A 17,277-nucleotide genomic window follows, 5' to 3' on the forward strand; every position below is an offset into this window, starting at 1 on the left:
CACCAGAGGGAAATCCCTGTCCGAAATCCCCCGGCTGCGCTCTACCATCGGTGATATCCGCTCCGCCGCCGCCCGGCCGCGAGGCGGCGAGCGACGGGAATCGTCGCCACCTTTGCGGCCCGGCGGGTTTGGGGCGGACGCGGGCGCACCCGCGCGGCGGTCGACCTCGGGGGATCCGATGCACAACGACCAGCACCCACACCCCTTCCGACGTGAGGAACACCGGAGACTTTTCGAACAGTTCGTCGACGAGGCCCTGCACGTCGAGGAAATCGCGAAGGCTCTCGCCGACACGCCGGATATCAATGCCGAGCAACTCCGCACGGCGACCTGGGCGCACGCCGAATCGATCACCGGGGCGGCCGCAGCCGAGTACCTGCGCCTGACCGACGCCGAGGACCGCGCCGAGCCGGCCGCGCTCGACGCCGCGGACACCGCCGAACCCGCGGAAGGCGTCGGCGCGTTCGCCCTGACGTCCTGGGTGACCATCATCGTCGCGACGATCTCCGCCACGGTCTTCCTCGGCGCCTACTACGCCATCGCCCTGACCACCCGCCACGACGACGGCGTCGCCCCGCTCCGCCTGGTCGGCTTCGCCTCCCTGGCCATCGCCCTCACCACCGCCGTCGTCGCGGGCTTCGCCATGCTCTTCTCCGCGGGCCGCAACCAGCGCACCCCGGCCCCCGACCAGGACGTCCGCCGGGCCCGCGACGCCTGGCACCGCGCCCTGCTGCACCGCGGCATCCTGCCGTTCATGACCACCCGCCTCGCCGCCGCGGCCCTCGGCCGCGACGGCGTGGTCGGCTGACCGCCCGGGCCCGGACGTCCCGACGGGGGAACGCCCGGGCCAGGGTCACCGAAAGCCGTTCGGTCGCTCAGCCGCTCAGTCGCTCAGTCGGCGAGCGGCAGATACACCGTGCCGCCTTGCGCGGCGAATTCCGCGGACTTCTCGCGCATGCCGTCGGCGCGTGCGGAATCCTCGTCGACGCCGCGCGCCGCGGCGTACGCACGGATGTCCGAAGAAATGCGCATCGAACAGAGGATCCCGACAGAAGAAACACATGCCACGTTGCCGTCGTCTCGACCTCGCCCAAGGGCTGAAGGAATCGAATGTCGGCACGAGGCAAAGTCGTTCGCTCGCTGCGGGGGATCCCGGTCGCCGAACGGTGCTTCAACGGTCTCAAGTACTAACGCGCCATCGCCAGCCGTTCCGACAAGGCCGCGGCCTCCTACGAAGCAGCTGTCACCCTCGCGGCAACCCTGCTCCGGCAGCTACCAACTTCGAAGACAGGACCTGGTAGCGCAACAAAGTCCGACCTGATGGTTGGGCATTCCGCGTGCGGGCTTTACCCGTACGGGCGCGTTATTCGGCCGCTTGGCCGATCTCCACTGAGCGTTGCTTGCCTGCGTAACTGAGCCTTCCCTTATGAGACCTTACCTTTCGTTCGCAGGCGCAGTGCTGGCCGCCGGACTGTCCACGTCGGCCGTGTTCCCCACCGCGGCCTTGGCAGCCACGGCCCCCTCTCCGCGGCAGGCTTCGCAGACCTTCACCTTCACCGGGGCACCCGAACAGTTCACCGTCCCCGCCGACGTGTGCGAGGTGACCGTAGACGCGTTCGGGGCCGCCGGAGGGATCGGCCAGTACGGCGTATCCGGCGGCCGGGGAGCGGAAGTATCGGCGACGTTCGGCGTGACGCCGGGACAAGTCCTCACGGTGAACGTGGGCGGCGCCGGGCACTCCGGAGAGGACGGCGACCCGGCACGCACCCAGGGCGGCTACAACGGGGGTGGCCGAGGCGGCGCCTACATCGCAAACGGGCAGATTTCCGGTATCGCCGCGGGTGGCGGCGGAGGCCGGACCACCGTCGGCACCGGTACGACAGCCCTCGTCGTGGCGGGTGGCGGCGGAGGGGGCGGCGCGTCGTTCTTCGCCACCGCCATCGGCGGCGGGAACGCCGGCGAGGTGGGCGAGCCGGGCCAGGGGCTCCCGGGGGACGACGAGGGCAAGCCCGGCAGGCCTGGCGGCGAGGGCGGTCAGGGCGGCGTCAACGCGCCCCACACCGACCCCAACGGCGAGAACGGCAGCCCGGCCGTCGGACCGGTCGGAGGCGCGGGCGGAAACAGCATCCTCGACCCCCACGGCGGCGCGGGTGGCGGCGGAGGTGCGGGAGCCACCGGGGGCGGCGGCGGGGCCGCGTCCCCCACCTCCTCCAACAGCGGCGCGGGCGGCGGCGGAGGCTCCAGCAGCGGCCCCGCGAACGCCGTGTTCACCACCGGAGCCCGTCAGGGCAACGGGGAGGCCACCCTCACCTGGGAGCCCTGCGCCGTCGTCACCGGCAACGTGACCGTCCTCAAACGGGACGCCGAGACCCAAGCCCCGCTCGCCGGCGCCACCTTCCAGCTCTGGCAGGAGACCAACGGCACCCCCGGGCTCCAGACCACCGGCAGCAACGCCGACACCAGCATCGGCGAGCCGTGCGTCACCGGCACCGACGGAACCTGCACCCGCAACGTCCCCGCCGGCACGTACTACTGGGAAGAGACCGGCGCCCCGGCCGGCTACCTCCTCCCCGACGACCGCGTGTTCGGCCCGCTCGTCCTGACCGCCGCCAACGCCGCCACCGGCGTCAGCGCCACCGCCGAGGACCCTGCGGAGCCGACCTGGCCGAAGCCGCCCTGCCACGGTCACCCCGACGACTGGGACAAGCCCGGACCTTCCGAGCGCGGCGGCTGCGACAGCTGACCACGACGCACACATCCACTCGCGGAGCGCGAGGCCGAGCCAAAGCACCGCTCGCCTTCGCGCTCCGCGAACTCCTGCACGGTGTCGATCCTGTCGCCGGCCGTCGACCCGACTCCCACCCGGCCGTCACACGAAGGGGAGACAGCCGAGCCGGCGGGTCAATCCCGCACAGGCAGATACACCCGGTGGCCCGATTGGGCGAACTCCTCCGACTTGGCCCGCATCCCGTCCTCCACGGCATCACCGCTGGTCAGGGCATCAGAGGCAGCGCCAAGGGGCCCATAGGTCTCCGTGATGGTTCTGCTGATCTTCATCGAACAGAACTTCGGACCGCACATCGAACAGAAATGCGCGGTCTTCGCCGGGGCCGCCGGGAGCGTTTCGTCGTGGAAGGCGCGGGCGGTATCCGGGTCGAGGGCCAGGTCGAACTGGTCTTGCCAGCGGAACTCGAAACGGGCGTCGGACAGGGCGTCGTCCCATTCGTGGGCGGTGGGGTGGCCCTTGGCCAAATCCGCGGCGTGGGCGGCGATCTTGTACGCGATCACGCCCGCTTTGACGTCGTCGCGGTCCGGAAGTCCCAGGTGCTCCTTGGGAGTCACGTAGCAGAGCATCGCCGTGCCCCACATGCCGATCATCGCGGCGCCGATCGCCGAGGTGATGTGGTCGTAGCCCGGCGCGATGTCGGTGGTGAGCGGGCCGAGAGTGTAGAACGGCGCCTCGTCGCAGATCTCCTGCTGGAGGTCGATGTTCTCCTTGATCTTGTGCATCGGCACGTGGCCGGGGCCCTCAATCATCACCTGGACGTCCATCTCGCGGGCGATGCGCCCGAGTTCGCCGAGCGTGGTGAGCTCGGCGAACTGCGCCTCGTCGTTGGCGTCGTAGGTGCTGCCCGGGCGGAGGCCGTCGCCGAGCGAGTAGGTGATGTCGTACGCCCGCAGGATCTCGGTGAGTTCGCGGAAGTTCGTGTAGAGGAAGTTCTCCTCGTGGTGCGCCAGGCACCACGCCGCCATGATCGATCCGCCGCGCGACACGATGCCGGTCTTGCGGCGCGCGGTCAGCGGCACGTATCGCAGCAGCACGCCCGCGTGCACCGTCATGTAGTCGACGCCCTGCTCGGCCTGTTCGATCACGGTGTCCCGGTACAACTCCCACGTCAGGGCCTCGGGCTTGCCGTTCACCTTCTCCAGCGCCTGGTACAGCGGCACCGTGCCGATCGGGACGGGCGAGTTGCGTACGATCCACTCGCGCGTGGTGTGGATGTCGTCGCCGGTCGACAGATCCATCACCGTGTCGGCACCCCAGCGGATCGCCCACACCAGCTTGTCGGTCTCCTCCTCAATCGAGGAAGTCACCGCCGAGTTGCCGATGTTGGCGTTGACCTTCACCAGGAAGTCCTTGCCGATGAGCATCGGCTCGATCTCCGGGTGGTTGATGTTCGCGGGCAGCACCGCGCGCCCCGCCGCGAGGGCTTCGCGCACGGTTTCCGGGGACAGGCCTTCGCGGATCGCCGCGAACTCCATCTCCGGGGTGACCACGCCGCGGCGTGCGTAGGCGAGTTGGGTCACCGCCGTGCCACCGGCGGCTCGGCGGGGGCGGACGACGGTGGCGCCGGGGAGCACGCCGAGGGCCGCGATGCGGCCGTCGTAGCGCTCGGTGTCGCCGCGTTCGTCGATCCAGGGGTCGCGGATCGGCGGCAGGCCGCGGCGGACGTCGACCTCGTAGGCGGGGTCGGTGTACGGGCCGGACGTGTCGTACAAGCGCACCGTCGAGTCGTCGGTCAGGTGCACGGTCCGCACCGGAACCCGCAGGTCGTCGCGTGATCCGGTGAGGTACTGCTTGTGGTGCGCCGCGGAGATCGCACCGGTGGTGATGCCCGTTCCGGCCCCGGCGGGGGCGGAGTTGCGGGCAGGCGTGGACGCATTGGAGGGCGTCGACATCGAAATCTCCCTACGCCGGCATTACCCGGTCAGGTTCTGCGGTCGGCGCGGCTCTGTCAGCGCCCTCTCAGCCCGGTGCCCCGAGCTCCCGCGTGTATCGGTCGGCCACCACCCTGGCATACACCGGGCATTCCGGCCAGCCCCGTCCGGTCGAGGGGGATCCCGGCGGCCGTGCCGTACTCCGGCAGTCCACAATTGCCGCATGGTCGGCTTGCGCGGGAAGGTGACGGGGCGGATCGGCCCCGGTCTGGTGGGCGAGGTCATGGTCGGGGTGCGGGGCGGCATCGAGGCGTTCCTGGCCTATCCCGTGACACCCGACGAGACGTTCGAGGTGGGTCAGTTGGTGACCGTCGTGGAGTACCAGGCGCCGCGGACGGTGTACGTGCAGTCCGCGTTCGGCTGACCGGTCAGCCGCGGGCCGGGACCACGCGGCGGTAGCGCAGGTACATCTCGCAGCCGAGGCACAGCCCGAACGCCGCGTTGAGGTACGCCGCGAACAGCGCGCCCGCGGCCGCGACCATGCCGACGACCGGGGCGCCCAGCAGGTACGCCGCCGCGCCGACGACCGCGAACGCCAGTCCGACGAACTGCGCGAACCGGACCGGCCGCGGGTCCTCGCGCTCGGCGGGCGGGGCCAGCCGGGGCGCGACGACGCGGCGGTAGAACATGCCGTACGGCGCGGCTCCCGGACCCGCGAACGCACCAATGGCGAACACGGCCGCCTGCGCGGCCAGCAGCCATCCGCTCCCGGTCACCACGACGACCGCGAGGACGACGGAGGTCACGGCGGCGGCGAACCGCGGCCCACGCGGGTCGAGGCCCTTGGTCATGCTCCAACCCCCGACGCTTCGGTCCCCGACGCCCCGGCCCCGGACGCCCCCGCCGCGGCGAGCGCCACCGCGGCCAGCGCGTCCTGCCTGCGCGGGATGCCCGTGGCGCGCTTGACGACGGTGCCGTGCGCGTCGAGGACGAGCACGGTCGGCGTCCGGGTCACGTCGAGGCGGCGCACCAGATCCAGGTGGTGCTCGGCATCGATCTCGGCGTGCACAACGCCGTCGAGTTCACCCGCGACCTGGCCGAGCAGCGCCCGCGTGGTCCGGCACGGGGCGCAGAACGCCGTGGAGAACTGCACGAACGTGGCGCGGTCGCCGAGCGCGGTGCCGATCTCGTCGGGGGTGAGGGCGGGCGCGGGCGCCGCCGCGGCGGAGTCGGCCACGGGGCGCATCCTTCCGTCGGTCCGGCGGCGCCACAGGCCGACCGCGGTGGCGGCGGCCAGCACGCAGGCGACGACGGCGAGTCCGGTGAGCATGACAGCGGACAACACACCCGTATGCCTGCGCTATTCCCCCCCGCTAGGCGGAGGTGAGCCGCGCCACGGTGAGTCCGGCGACGATGAGCGCCAGTGCGGTGATCCGCGCGAGGTCGAGTCTGTCGCCCTGGAGGACCACGCCGAGCGTGATGGCGCCGATCGTGCCGATGCCGGTGAAGACGGCGTACGACGTCCCGGTCGGCAGGTCCTTCATGGCGCGGGACAACAGGTAGACCGCCCCGACCATGAGGACGAAGCACAGCGCGGTCTGCGGCAGCTTGGTGAAGCCTTCGGTCGGTTTGATGCTCTGCGACCAGGCGACCTCGACGACGCCGGCCAGCAGCAGCCATATCCACGGCATGTCAGTCCTCCCTCGGCAGGGCGAATCCGGCCAGCTCGGCGCCCAGGTCGGCGGCCTGTGCGTAGGCGGCGACGGACGATTCCTTGTGCTGCGGGAACCGCTCCGCGAGGCCCGGGTCGACGAGCGCGTTGGTCAGCTCGGCGTGCACGAACACCGCGTCGTCGACGGCGTAGTGGCCGCGGAAGAAGTCGGCGAGGTAGCGGCCGTGGTGGTCGAACGGCTCGCGCGGCATACCCGGGCCGTACGCGCCGCCGCGCCCCGTCACCACGACGAACCGGCGCGGGGCCAGCACCATCTTGGGGAAGGTCACCTGGTCGATCCATGCCTTGAGCGCGGCCGGCACGCCGAAGTTGTACATCGGTGCGCCGATCAGCACGACGTCCGCGGCGACCAGTTCGTCGAGCAGCGGCGCGACGATCGCCCACGCGGCGCGTTCGGCGTCGGTGCGCACGGCCTCCGGGTAGCGGGCGATGTCGGTGATGCCCTCGCGCAGCAGCGTGTCGCAGATCGTCGTCCAGGCTTCGCCGATCGGCGGGGGCGGGTCGGCGGCCAGGTCGCGGTGGGTGACCGGGCCGCCGCCGGACGCCTGCCACGACGTCACGAAGGCGGCGCCGAGGCGGCGCGAGAACGCGTCGGAACGGGCGCTGCTGTCCAGGTGGAGGAGGCGGGGCATGGCGTACTCCCAGGTCGCGGGGCAGGCATCGGCTGACGAACAAACGGACATGTCGTCCGCTTGTTCGGTGACGACCCTACGGGTCAACCGGACGTCATGTCCACTTATTCGCGGAGGTGCCGTAGAGTGGCCGGCGTGAACCCGATTCCCGAGCTACCGATGGCCGCTCCCGCCCCGGCCCGCGAACGGGCGGACGCGGCCCGCAACCGGGCGCGCGTGCTCGCCGCCGCGGACCGGCTGTTCCGCGACGGCGAGCCGGCCGCGGTGACGATGGACGACATCGCGAAAGCCGCCGGGATCGGCCGCGGCACCCTCTACCGGCGCTACCCCGACCGCGCCTCCATCGCCCGCGCCCTGCTCGACGAGCACGAACGCGCGCTTCAGGAAAGGCTCATGCGCGGCCCCGCGCCGCTGGGCCCGGGCGCGGTCGCGCCCGCGGAACGGCTCGCCGCGTTCTACGCCGCGATGGTCGACCTGCTGGAGTCGCACGTGGACCTGGTGCTCGGCGCGGAGACCGGGCAGGCCCGGTTCGCGACCGGCGCGTACGGCTTCTGGCGCGCGCACGTCCGGCACCTGGTGACCGAAGCGGGCACCGGCGCCGACCCGGACGCCCTCGCCGACCAGCTCCTCGCCCCGCTGGCCCCCGAGGTGTACCGGATGCAGCGCGGCCGCGGCCTGAGCCCGGACCGCATCGCGGCCGGTCTGGCCGCGCTGGCGCGCGGCGTGCTGGCACCACGGGCCTGACCCGTCACCCGCGCGGGGCGGCGATCTTCGCGGTCAGCTCGATCAGCGGCCCGATGCGCGACACCGTGCCCAGCGCACGCAGCTTCGCCGCCAGCAGTTCCGAATCCGAGGTCATGCCGCCCGCATTGGCATGGAACTTCGCGGTCACCACCTCGTCCGGCACGGCGGTCAGTCCGGGCTCGTCCACGCGCAGCCGCCGCCCGCCGCGGAACCGGACGGTCAGCTCGCCCGGCGCGGACACCGCGGGCCCGTCACACCGAACCGTGGAGATCCGCACCCGTTGCGCGAGTTCCGCCGGCGCGGTCCGCCGCGTGCAGCCCTCCGCATACGTGTCGACGTCGACCGATCCGTCGACCAGCATCGCGGCCACCGACCACGCGAGCGAGAACTTCGCCTCGTAGACCGACCGCGGCGCCGCCTTGTCCGGCGTACCGACCAGCGGAATCGATTCCTTCGGCACCGCGACCTTCACCGATTCGATGTCGTCCGACCCCAGCCCCGCCTCGGCCATCTGCGCGGCCGCCGTCGCCGCCGCGCGCAGCGAGGCGTGGATCAGCTCGCAGCACGGGTACTGCTTGACCGTGATGTCCGGCAGCTCCCAGCGCTCGCCGAGCCCGCCGATCACCTGGTGCGGCGCCACGGAACGCCCCGCGAACGCCCGGTAGAACCCGAACTCGCCCTCGAACACGGTGTCCGGCCCGGTCGCCCCGGCCCGGGCCAGCCACGCCGCCAGCACCCCGCCGGCCGCCGCCGAGCCCGGGTGCAGCAGCTTGGTCTCCGCCCCGGTGTTCAGGCACTCCAGCAGCCCGGACGAGGAACTCCCCGCGATACCCAGCGCATGCACGGTCTGCTGCACGTCCAGCCCGAGAAGCCGCGCGCTCGTCAGCGCCGCCCCGAACACCCCGGCCATGCCGGTCGCGTGCAGGCCGCGGGCATGGAACGCGTGCGGCACGGCGGCCGCGATCCGGCACACCGCCTCCAGCCCGGCCACCGAGGCGAGCAGCACCTCGCGCCCGGTGGCCCGCTCGTCCTGGCCGGCGGCGAACGCCGCGGCCAGCACGGGAGCCGTCGCGTGCACGACGCCCGCGGGATGCGTGCCGTCGTAGTCCAGTGCGTGCACGAGCGCGCCGTTGGCGAACGCGGCGGCCGGCGCGGACAGTTTCGGGCCCGTCGAACCGATCACCGCGGCTCTGCGCGGGCCGCCGAGCAGCCCGGCCACCGTCACGGCCGGTCCCCCGGCACCCGTCCGTGCCGCCGCCACCGCGGTGCCGACCCCGTCGAGGAGTTGGCGGCACGCGGCGTCGCGCACCTCGTCCGGAACGTCGTCGTCGGCCAGTCCCAATGCCCACAACGCCAGGTGTGTCGCAACGGTCATGTCGGGCCCCCACCCTGGCCGCGCGGCCCTGTGCCGCGTCCCTGCCCCGCGTCGTACCCGGCGGAAGGGCCGATTACGACTGGGGATCGCCGACAGAGGCGTTGGCGGCCGGCCCGGTCACTGCCAGTCGGCCGACAGGTCCGCGATCAACTCGATGACGCGCTGCTGCGCGGTGCGGATCTCCCGCGGGGTGAGCCCGTGGGTCGGCGGCGTGAGCCGGACGGTGTCCGCGACGCCTTCGTAGGCGAGGATCCGGGCCCGGACGTCGTCGGCGGTGCCGGTGAGCGCCAGCGCGTCGGCCATGTGGTCGGGCACCGCGTCGGCGAGCCCGTCGGGGGCCGCCCCGGCGCGGAACCGGCGGTCTATTTCGGCCTGTTCCGCACCCAAGCCGTGGTACGTGAACAGGTCGGCGTAGGTGCGCACGGTGGCGTGGAAGCCGACGGTGCCGGCCGCACGGCGCCGGGCGACCGCCCGGTCCGGGTCGACGGAGCAGCACGCGGACACCACCACGTCAACGTCGCCGGGCCCGCGCCCGGCCTGCGTCATGCCTTCGCCCAAGTGCGGCAGCAGCCGGTCCTTCAGGTAGGCCGGCGAGCACAGTTCGTGGGATATCCACCCGTCGGCGACGCGGCCCGCGCAGCGGGTCATCTCCGGACCGAAGCTCGCGACGTAGACGGGTATGCGGGGGCGGCGCACCGGGAACGGCCGCCGGTACCCGCGCAGGCGCATGCCGGCGACCTCGCCGCGCAGCTCCACCGGGTCGCCGGTGGTGCACTGCGTGGTGAATTGCCTTATCGCGGCGACGGTTTCCGTCATACGCCGGACCGGGCGGTCGAAGGGGACGCCGTGCCACTCCTCGTTGAGCCGCCGCACGCCGCTGCCCAGCCCGAGCAGGAACCGGCCGCCGGACAGCTCGTCGAGGTCGAGGGCTTCCAGCGCGGTGGTCATCGGGGACCGGGTGAACGCCAGGGCCGCGCTGGTGCCTATGTGCGCGTGGTTGGTGGCGTGCGCGATCGCGGCGGCCGCGATGGTGCCGCTGCGGTGGAGCTCGGGCGCCCACAGCACGTCGGCGCCGGCGTCCTCGGCGGCCGCCGCCGCGGCACACAGCTCGGTAAGCGTTTCGCCCCACGGGCTGTATGTGATCCGCAGCCGGGTCACCGGAGCACCTCCGTCTCGCGAGCGGGGCGGTACGCGCTCCGTGCAAAGGCCGCATCCCCCACGTTCCCCCACATCCCCTTGGGGGCTGAGCCTTTTCTACCCGGTGCCGGGCACGGGCGAAAGTCTCGCCGGTGCCCGGGTCGCGGCGGACCGGCGTCCGGCCGCGCGCGGACCGGTCCGGGTCAGCGGACGATGCCCTGCGCGCGGGCCGCGGCGATCCACTGCGGGAACTCGCCGAGCAGGCGGTCGTACAGCTCGCCGTCGGGCACCTTGTCGAAGTCGTCGACCTGGAAGAACCCGGCGTTGTCGACCACACGGCCGGGCATCGTGTCGAACTTCTCGAGGACCCCGTAGTCGGCGCGGCCGAGGCCGACGAACTGCCAGAACACCGGGAACCGGGCCGCTTCGGTGAGGAGGCGGCCGATCTCCTTGCTGCGGTTGATGCCGCCGTCCGAGAAAAAGATCACCAGGACCGGGTCGCCCGGCCGGGAGGTGTAGAAGTCCAGGATGTCGCGGATCACCGGCGGCTCGTTGTTGCCGCCGCGCACGTGCGCGAGCGTGTCGGGGTGGCGCCGGCTCCCGTCCGGCAGCGGCGGGACCTGCTGGCCCTTGCTGAGGATGTACACGTGGGAGTCGATCCAGCGGGCGAGTTCGGGCACCCGGAAGGACGGCAGCCGGGCGAACTCGTCGGCGAAGATCCACGCGTCGAGCGAACCGTCGGAGTCGAGTTTGGCGGCGATCGGCGCCATCCGCTCGATGAGGCGGCCGACCGTGCCGCCGCCGTACAGCGACCGCATCGAGCCGGACCGGTCGAGCACCACCGCGACGCGCGCCCGCACGCCGGTCATGCCCTTCTTCTCCAGCGTGACCCGCACGGTCTCCTTGCGCAGCGACACCAACGCGCCCATGTTCGGCGGGAGTCCGGCGGTGTCCGCGTCGTCGGCCGGGTTGGGCAGCCGCATGGTCGCGTCGTCGGCGTACGCGGGCGGCGCCCAGCGGTCCGGGGGCGGCGGCGGAGACGCGGGCAGCACGCCGGGCGGCGGGGCGGGCGTCGGGTCCTCTTCGGCGATGGAGACGCCGTAGTCGGTCGCCAGGCCCGCCAGGCCGCTGTCGTAGCCCTGGCCGATCGCCCGGAGCTTCCAGGCGCCTTGGCGGCGGTACAGCTCGCCCAGCACCATCACGGTCTCCGCGCCGTGTGCCTGCACCGGGAACGTCGCGGTGACCGTGCCGTGGGCGTCGACCAGGTCGAGGGCGAGCCCGGCGACCGCGGCGAACGTCCCGGTGTGCACGGACGCCGCCACCACGACCCGGTCGACGTCGGCGGGCAGCCCCTCGGGCCGCACCCGCAGGTACTCCGAACCGGCCTGCCCGACGTGGTGCGCCACCGCGCCGCCGGCCGCCTGCGGCTGGTTGTAGAAGACGAAGTCGTCGTCCGACCGCACCCGGCCGGCCGCGGTGACCAGCAGCGCCGAGGCGTCCACGGCGGAAGCGCCGTACCCGTGCGCGCCCGCGGCCCAGCGGACGACCACCGTCAGGTCCCCGGCCGGAACGGGGACATTGGCACCGGCGATCAGCGTCGTCATGGACGACATGATGACCGGCCCGGCCCCGCTCCCGCTGGCCAGGGCCCGAATTGCCGCCCGCGGCGGCCCGCAAAAACCTTGCGGCGCCGGCCGGTCGGCCACGCCCGCGGCCGGGCGCGTCGACAACTTCCGATCGCGTGACGACTCCTGACGGTCCGTGACGTGACTGGAATCACGCATGACGATCCATCAAAAGACGAATGACTCTCCCAAGGATGTGGAAACCGACCGAACATGAACAACAACGGTCCCGCTCTCTGCGACTCCGACTCGGAGGACGCCGACGCCCTGGTGTGGCGTGAGCGTGACCGCGAGCGGGCCCGGCTGCTCCTGGAACGCGCGGGCGACATAGCCCGCCGGATGGAACGGGCCTGCCGGACCCTCACCGAAGACCCGCTGCCGCGCTGACGCGGGCGGCCGGACCCGCAACCCAGGTTCCCCTGCCTCCTGGCCTCCCGAGGCCCTCTGACGGCCCCTCAGCGCCCTACCCGCAAACGTCCCGCGCATGCCGAAGGGCCGCCCCGCACCTCGTCGGTGCGGGACGGCCCTTCGGACGTCACCCTCGGGAACCCTCCGGCGTCAGCTCAGGACGAGCTTCTGGCCCGGGAAGATCAGGTCCGGGTTGGAGCCGACCAAGGTGCGGTTCTTGGCGTACAGCGCCTGCCAGCCGCCCGGCACGTCGTGCTGCGCGGCGATCTTGCTGAGCGTGTCGCCCGCCTGGACCACGTAAGTACCCGCCGCGTCCGCCGCCTGCGGCGCCGCCTCCGGCTGGGCCGGCTTGGCCGACGTCTGGGACGGGGCCGAAGTCTGCGGCTTGGTCTGCGGCTTGGTCTGCGGCTTCGTCTGGGGCTTGGTCTGCGGCTTCGCCGTCGAGGTGCTCGGCTTGGTCTGCGGCTTCGACTGCGGCTTGCTCTGCGTCTGCGAGGAGCCGAGGTCCGGGCTGGATCCGCCGCGCGACAGGCCGGCCTTCGCACCGCACACCGGCCACGCACCGGGGCCCTGGCTCTTGAGGACGTTCTCCGCGACCCGGATCTGCTCGGACTTGGACGCCTGGTGCGGCATGCCGGAGCCGCCGTTGGCCCGCCACGTGCTGACCGTGAACTGCAGGCCGCCGTAGTAACCGTTGCCCGTGTTGATGGACCAGTTGCCACCACTCTCGCACTGCGCGACCTTGTCCCACGTCGAGACGCTCGCGGCCGAGGCGGAACCGGCGGCCGCGACACCCACGAGGGGGGCGGCGACCACGGCACCGGCGACGACGGCGGTGCGGACACGGCGCTGGGTGCGCCCCATGCCGCGGTGGGTGTTGTCGCTGCGGAAAGCGGAACGGAGAGACATACATTCCTCTCGGAATTCCCGCGGGGCGATACGGCGGCGCGGACCCGAAGGCCGTGCCGCACGGGGTGCCGGCCCGGTTCCGCCTTGCGGCGAGATCGTTCCGGCAATCGCTGGTTCCGCGTCCCTCCCAGGCGCGGATCCCGACCTCGACGTTCGAGTCGAGAAACCCTCGGGGTGCGATTTGCACTTGGCCGAGACCATAAGCAGGTTATCGGGGCGTTATCAACCTCCTCCGATGTTTATGCAGGTCAGCCCGCGTTTTTCCGATGCACTCGGGTGTGTCTTTCCCGGTGATTCGGAGTTTGCCGGTGGGACGCATGGGGAACGAATCGTCCTGTTTGCCCCTCGGCGATAAGCGCAAAGGAGTGAATCGGTTACCATCTGTTCATACATCACACACGGTAGTCACCCGATTGCCGGACAACCGGTGAGATGGAATGACCACTCGGCGGTCGTTCCGTCCGGTTTTGCCGGTCTTGTGATTGCTGCGTGACCGAGTTCACACGGCCGTTCGCCTTGTCGATGATCGCGCCGCGTAATAGGGGTTCCGCGCGCCCGGCGCACGACCGCGCGCGCCGCCTCTCAACTGCGGTGATTCCGGTAAGGAAAGGCGGCGATCAAGTCGGCGCAATACCCGGACGGCATTACCTGCGCCCCGCGAATAGCTGTGACTCAGCCCACTTTCCCGGGGATAACCGCGTCCGGCGGGCCGCCCCGGCCCCCGCGCGCGTACCCGGCCGAACCGGACCGAAACCGCCCGCAGAACGGGCCGGACCCGTACCCGAAACGGCCTGAACGGGATGGTCGCGCGGTCAGCCGGCCTTCTTCTTCGCACTCCGGGAAGCGGTGCTCTTCGCCGTGCTCTTCGCGGCCGTGCTCTTCGTGGCGGTCTTCTTCGCCGCCGTCTTCGTGCCCGTCTTCCCGGTCGTCTTCTTGGCGGCTCCGCCGGACGCGGCCCGCTTCGCCGGGGACTTCTTCGCGCCACCCCGCGCACCCGCCGAGCCCGACCCGCCCGGGGCACCGCCGCCACGCGCCGACTTCCGGGCCGGCTTGGCGCCTTCGTCCCCGGCCTCCTCGGCGCGCTTGCCCTGCGCCTGCTCGACGCTCTGCCGCAGCGCCGCCATCAGGTCGATCACCTGCGCGCCGGTCTCGCCTTCGGCCTCCGGCGCGGGCGGTTCGACGCCCTCCAGCTTGGCGGTGACCAACTCCTCGACGGCGGCCGCGTACTCGTCGTGGAACTCGTCCAAGTCGGCGGCGCCCAGGGTGTCGATCAAGGTGTCGGCCATGTCCAATTCGGCGTCGGTCACCTGGACCCGCTCGGTGGGCGCGACACCGTCGGTGGAGTTGATCTCGTCCGGCCAGTACAACTGGTGCAGCACCAGGACGTCGTCCTGTGCCCGCACCAGGGCCAGGGTCTCGTGCCCGCGCATCGCGAGCTTCGCGACGGCGGCCTTGCCGGAGCGGCGCAGCGCCTCGCGCATCAGCACGTACGGCTTGGCACCCGCGGTGTCCGGCGCCAGGTAATAGGGCTTGCCGAGTTGCAGCGGGTCGACGGTGTCCTCGGTCAGGAACCCGTGCACTTCGATCGCCCGCGCCGTCGGCAGCGGCAGGTCGGCCAGATCGTCGTCGGTCACCACGACGGTCCGCCCGTCGGCCGCCTCGTAGCCGCGCACGATGTCGCCCGAGGACAGTTCCTGCCCGTCCAGCTCGCACACCTTGCGGTAACGCACCCGGCCTTGGTCCGACTGGTGCATCTGGTGGAACTTCACGGAGTGCTCGCTGCCGATTGCCGAGACCACCTTCACCGGGATGCTGACCAGCCCGAAGCTGATCGCACCCTTCCAGATCGCACGCACCGCCACCGGTTCGCTCCGTTCGTCGGCCCCCTCGCCAGGCCCCCGGGAGTAGCGTTAATTGTCTCATTTGTCCGCTTAGCCAACATTCCTGTCCGCGGTCCCGGCCGGACCGCGGGACGCCCCCGGAGGAGGCCGCAGCGCATGCCGGAGGACGCCCCGTGCCGGTGACCATGGTCGAAGGCCGCCGCATCGCCCTGACCAACCTCGACAAGGTGCTGTTCCCGGAGACCCGCACCACCAAGGGCGAACTCGTCCACTACTACACGCGCATCGCGTCGGCGCTGCTGCCGCATCTGCGCGACCGGCCGATCTCCTTCGTGCGCTATCCGGACGGCGGAACCGGACACCAGTTCGTCACGAAACATCTCCCGCCCGGTACGCCCGCATGGGTGCATTACTCCGACACGCCGGGCAAGACCGAGACGATCCGGCAGGTCGTCGTCCAGGACCTGCCGACGCTGGTGTGGGCGGCGAACCTGGTCGCCGAGCTGCACACGCCGCAGTGGCGCGAGGACGCGTACGGCATCGCGAACCGCCTCGTCGTCGATCTGGACCCCGGTGCGCCGGCCGACATCCTGGCCTGCCGCGACGCGGCGTTCCTGGTGCGCGAGCGGCTGGCCGCGGACGGGGTGACGGCCTATGCGAAGACGTCGGGGTCGAAGGGGCTGCACCTGGTCTCGGCGCTGGAACCGGTGCCGTCGGACGAGGTGACTGCCTACACGAAGGCACTGGCGGTGGAACTCGCCCGCGCGCACCCGTCGCTGATCGTCGCCGACATGGCCAAGGCCCGGCGCCCCGGCCGGGTCTTCCTCGACTTCTCCCAGAACGCCGCCGCGAAGACCACGGCGGCTCCTTATACGGTGCGCGCCCGCCCGACGCCGACGGTGTCGACGCCGGTGGCGTGGGAGGAACTGGCGGCGGCGCGCGCGGCGGCGGACTTGGTCTTCACGATCGACGAGGTACCGGAACGGATCGCCCGGATGGGGGATCTCCTGGCGCCGATGCTGAACCCGCGGCGGGAGGAGCGGTTGCCGGATGTGGGTGGGGTGCGGCGTGGGGCCGCGCGGGGGCGGACGGACCACGCCGGGGCGGCGGCCGGCGGCACCGGGGAATCACGGGCGGCCGAGACGAGTGGCAAAGGGGCGCCGCGCGGGACCGGGACGGGCCGGTCCGGAACGCCGCGCGGAGACCAAGCGCGCGGCGGTGGAGGGAAGAGCGGGGTGCAGACAGCACGCGCCGGCGGGACGGCCGGGACGGGGCGGGGTTCGGGCGCAGAATCGGCGTCGCGCGCGCGGACGGGGACGGGGAAACGGACGAGTGCGGGCGCGGGGTCGGCGTCCGGTGCGGGCGCGGGACAGGCGAGGGCGGCGGCATCGGGCCCGTCGCGCGGCAGCCCGGGGGGCGGGCGTGCCGCCGGGCCACCCCGTGGTGCCGACGGCGAGGCGGCGGGCCGCGGCCCCGGCCGTGCCCGGGCGGCGGCGACGCCGGAGGCGGCTTCCGTCGTCCTGTCGCCACCGGTCACCGTCATGCGGCCGAAAGCCGTCCCGGACCTGCCCGACGAGGACGGCATGCCGGGCGGCGTGCAGTACTCGATCAAGCTCGACGGGTTCCGGGTGGTCGCGTTCGCTCTTGGGTCCGGGCGGGCCGTGCTGCAGTCACGCACCGGGCGGGACCTCGCCGCGGACTTCCCGGCCGTCGCCGCGGCCGTCGCGGCGCTCCCGGCGGGCACCGTCCTGGACGGCGAGCTGTGCGCCTGGCACGACGGCCGCCTCGCGTTCGACCAGCTCGCCCGCACCCGCGCGGCCCGCGACCGGGACCGCGTCGCCCTCACCTACGCCGCTTTCGACCTGCTCGCGGCGCCCGGCCGGGACGTCCGCGAACTCCCGCTCCGGGACCGCTGGGAGCTGCTCCACAGCACGCTCGACGGCGTCGGACCGCCGCTGGAAATCGTCATGGCCACCACCGTCCGCGCCGAAGCCGTCGGGTGGCAGCGTGCCCTGGCCCCGACCGGTATCGAGGGCTTGGTCGCCAAGGGCCTCGGCACCCGCTACAGCGCGCGCCTGCGCACCGCCTGGCGAACGGTCGAGAACCCGCCGACATGACGCGGACCCGGACCCGCCGGGGCGCGGCGCGCAGCCGCGGGGGTGGCAGGTCCGGGTCCGTACCGGGGGTGGCGGTCGGGCGGTCGGTGACCCGGCGG

The 17,277-nt window shown here is 72.4% G+C and carries 17 protein-coding genes, 1 pseudogene and 1 riboswitch; of the genes and pseudogenes, 7 read left to right on the forward strand and 11 right to left on the reverse strand.

All coding sequences use genetic code 11. From position 1 onward, the window contains the following. The first annotated feature begins 178 nt into the window (after positions 1 to 178). Complete coding sequence (locus tag ACPA54_RS13815; RefSeq protein ID WP_423529413.1) at positions 179 to 808, forward strand: hypothetical protein; 630 nt, start codon at positions 179 to 181, stop codon at positions 806 to 808. Between the two features lie 83 nt (positions 809 to 891). Here ACPA54_RS13815 and ACPA54_RS13820 read toward each other — a convergent pair whose 3' ends face one another. Continuing rightward, positions 892 to 1,032 carry a hypothetical protein gene (locus ACPA54_RS13820; protein WP_423529415.1) on the reverse strand — a complete coding sequence of 47 codons (141 nt, stop codon included), beginning with the start codon at positions 1,030 to 1,032 and terminating at the stop codon, positions 892 to 894. Positions 1,033 to 1,426: 394 nt separating this feature from the next. On the opposite strand from ACPA54_RS13820, the gene ACPA54_RS13825 reads away from it, so the two are divergent. After that, positions 1,427 to 2,743 (forward strand): prealbumin-like fold domain-containing protein, encoded by a 1,317-nt coding sequence (locus ACPA54_RS13825; protein ID WP_423529417.1) that lies wholly within the window; start codon positions 1,427 to 1,429, stop codon positions 2,741 to 2,743. 158 nt (positions 2,744 to 2,901) lie between these two features. Here ACPA54_RS13825 and thiC read toward each other — a convergent pair whose 3' ends face one another. Continuing rightward, a complete protein-coding gene (gene thiC, locus ACPA54_RS13830; protein ID WP_423529419.1) occupies positions 2,902 to 4,680 on the reverse strand; it encodes a phosphomethylpyrimidine synthase ThiC in 1,779 nt (592 codons plus the stop codon). Then, positions 4,671 to 4,782: riboswitch (TPP riboswitch) on the reverse strand. Its footprint overlaps the gene before it by 10 nt. Positions 4,783 to 4,882: 100 nt before the next feature. Here thiC and ACPA54_RS13835 point away from each other — a divergent pair. Next, a complete protein-coding gene (locus ACPA54_RS13835; protein ID WP_345674051.1) occupies positions 4,883 to 5,083 on the forward strand; it encodes a hypothetical protein in 201 nt (66 codons plus the stop codon). Positions 5,084 to 5,087: 4 nt separating this feature from the next. Here ACPA54_RS13835 and ACPA54_RS13840 read toward each other — a convergent pair whose 3' ends face one another. From ACPA54_RS13840 to ACPA54_RS13855, 4 genes are read right to left on the reverse strand one after another with little or no spacing between them, the layout of a single operon-like run. Further along, positions 5,088 to 5,510 carry a DUF4395 domain-containing protein gene (locus ACPA54_RS13840; RefSeq protein WP_423529421.1) on the reverse strand — a complete coding sequence of 141 codons (423 nt, stop codon included), beginning with the start codon at positions 5,508 to 5,510 and terminating at the stop codon, positions 5,088 to 5,090. Continuing rightward, positions 5,507 to 5,989 (reverse strand): thioredoxin family protein, encoded by a 483-nt coding sequence (locus ACPA54_RS13845; RefSeq protein WP_423529858.1) that lies wholly within the window; start codon positions 5,987 to 5,989, stop codon positions 5,507 to 5,509. Before ACPA54_RS13845 ends, ACPA54_RS13840 begins: the two co-directional genes overlap by 4 nt. 43 nt (positions 5,990 to 6,032) lie before the next feature. Then, positions 6,033 to 6,350, reverse strand: a complete 318-nt coding sequence (locus tag ACPA54_RS13850; protein ID WP_345674049.1) for a DMT family transporter — start codon at positions 6,348 to 6,350, stop codon at positions 6,033 to 6,035. A 1-nt stretch (position 6,351) separates the two neighbouring features. Beyond that, positions 6,352 to 7,023, reverse strand: coding sequence for an FMN-dependent NADH-azoreductase (locus tag ACPA54_RS13855; RefSeq protein ID WP_423529423.1), 672 nt, complete (start codon positions 7,021 to 7,023; stop codon positions 6,352 to 6,354). Between the two features lie 159 nt (positions 7,024 to 7,182). On the opposite strand from ACPA54_RS13855, the gene ACPA54_RS13860 reads away from it, so the two are divergent. Then, complete coding sequence (locus ACPA54_RS13860) at positions 7,183 to 7,767, forward strand: TetR/AcrR family transcriptional regulator (RefSeq protein WP_423529859.1); 585 nt, start codon at positions 7,183 to 7,185, stop codon at positions 7,765 to 7,767. A gap of 4 nt (positions 7,768 to 7,771) precedes the next feature. Here the strand turns inward: ACPA54_RS13860 and ACPA54_RS13865 are convergent, their stop codons facing one another. The 3 genes from ACPA54_RS13865 to ACPA54_RS13875 all read right to left on the reverse strand — a co-directional run bounded on the left by ACPA54_RS13865 (position 7,772) and on the right by ACPA54_RS13875 (position 11,883). Then, on the reverse strand, positions 7,772 to 9,142 hold the full coding sequence (locus tag ACPA54_RS13865) for an MmgE/PrpD family protein (protein ID WP_423529425.1): 1,371 nt from the start codon (positions 9,140 to 9,142) through the stop codon (positions 7,772 to 7,774). A 117-nt stretch (positions 9,143 to 9,259) separates the two neighbouring features. Next, a complete protein-coding gene (locus ACPA54_RS13870; RefSeq protein WP_423529427.1) occupies positions 9,260 to 10,300 on the reverse strand; it encodes an LLM class flavin-dependent oxidoreductase in 1,041 nt (346 codons plus the stop codon). Positions 10,301 to 10,482: 182 nt separating this feature from the next. Then, positions 10,483 to 11,883, reverse strand: a complete 1,401-nt coding sequence (locus ACPA54_RS13875) for a vWA domain-containing protein (RefSeq protein ID WP_423529429.1) — start codon at positions 11,881 to 11,883, stop codon at positions 10,483 to 10,485. A gap of 234 nt (positions 11,884 to 12,117) precedes the next feature. On the opposite strand from ACPA54_RS13875, the gene ACPA54_RS13880 reads away from it, so the two are divergent. Further along, positions 12,118 to 12,291 carry a hypothetical protein gene (locus ACPA54_RS13880; protein WP_345674044.1) on the forward strand — a complete coding sequence of 58 codons (174 nt, stop codon included), beginning with the start codon at positions 12,118 to 12,120 and terminating at the stop codon, positions 12,289 to 12,291. Between the two features lie 171 nt (positions 12,292 to 12,462). Here ACPA54_RS13880 and ACPA54_RS13885 read toward each other — a convergent pair whose 3' ends face one another. Next, complete coding sequence (locus ACPA54_RS13885; RefSeq protein ID WP_423529431.1) at positions 12,463 to 13,221, reverse strand: transglycosylase family protein; 759 nt, start codon at positions 13,219 to 13,221, stop codon at positions 12,463 to 12,465. Between the two features lie 812 nt (positions 13,222 to 14,033). Then, positions 14,034 to 15,083: a non-homologous end joining protein Ku gene (gene ku / locus ACPA54_RS13890; RefSeq protein ID WP_423529433.1), complete on the reverse strand. Its 1,050-nt coding sequence runs from the start codon at positions 15,081 to 15,083 to the stop codon at positions 14,034 to 14,036. Positions 15,084 to 15,247: 164 nt separating this feature from the next. Here ku and ligD point away from each other — a divergent pair. Both ligD and ACPA54_RS13900 read left to right on the forward strand, forming a co-directional pair. Next, positions 15,248 to 16,111: pseudogene (ligD, locus tag ACPA54_RS13895) on the forward strand (non-homologous end-joining DNA ligase); the annotation flags it as partial. Between the two features lie 534 nt (positions 16,112 to 16,645). Then, positions 16,646 to 17,179 carry an ATP-dependent DNA ligase gene (locus ACPA54_RS13900; protein WP_423529861.1) on the forward strand — a complete coding sequence of 178 codons (534 nt, stop codon included), beginning with the start codon at positions 16,646 to 16,648 and terminating at the stop codon, positions 17,177 to 17,179. Positions 17,180 to 17,277: the final 98 nt, after the last annotated feature.

The organism is Uniformispora flossi (genome assembly GCF_049534875.1).
GTDB lineage: Bacteria > Actinomycetota > Actinomycetes > Streptomycetales > Streptomycetaceae > Yinghuangia > Yinghuangia aomiensis.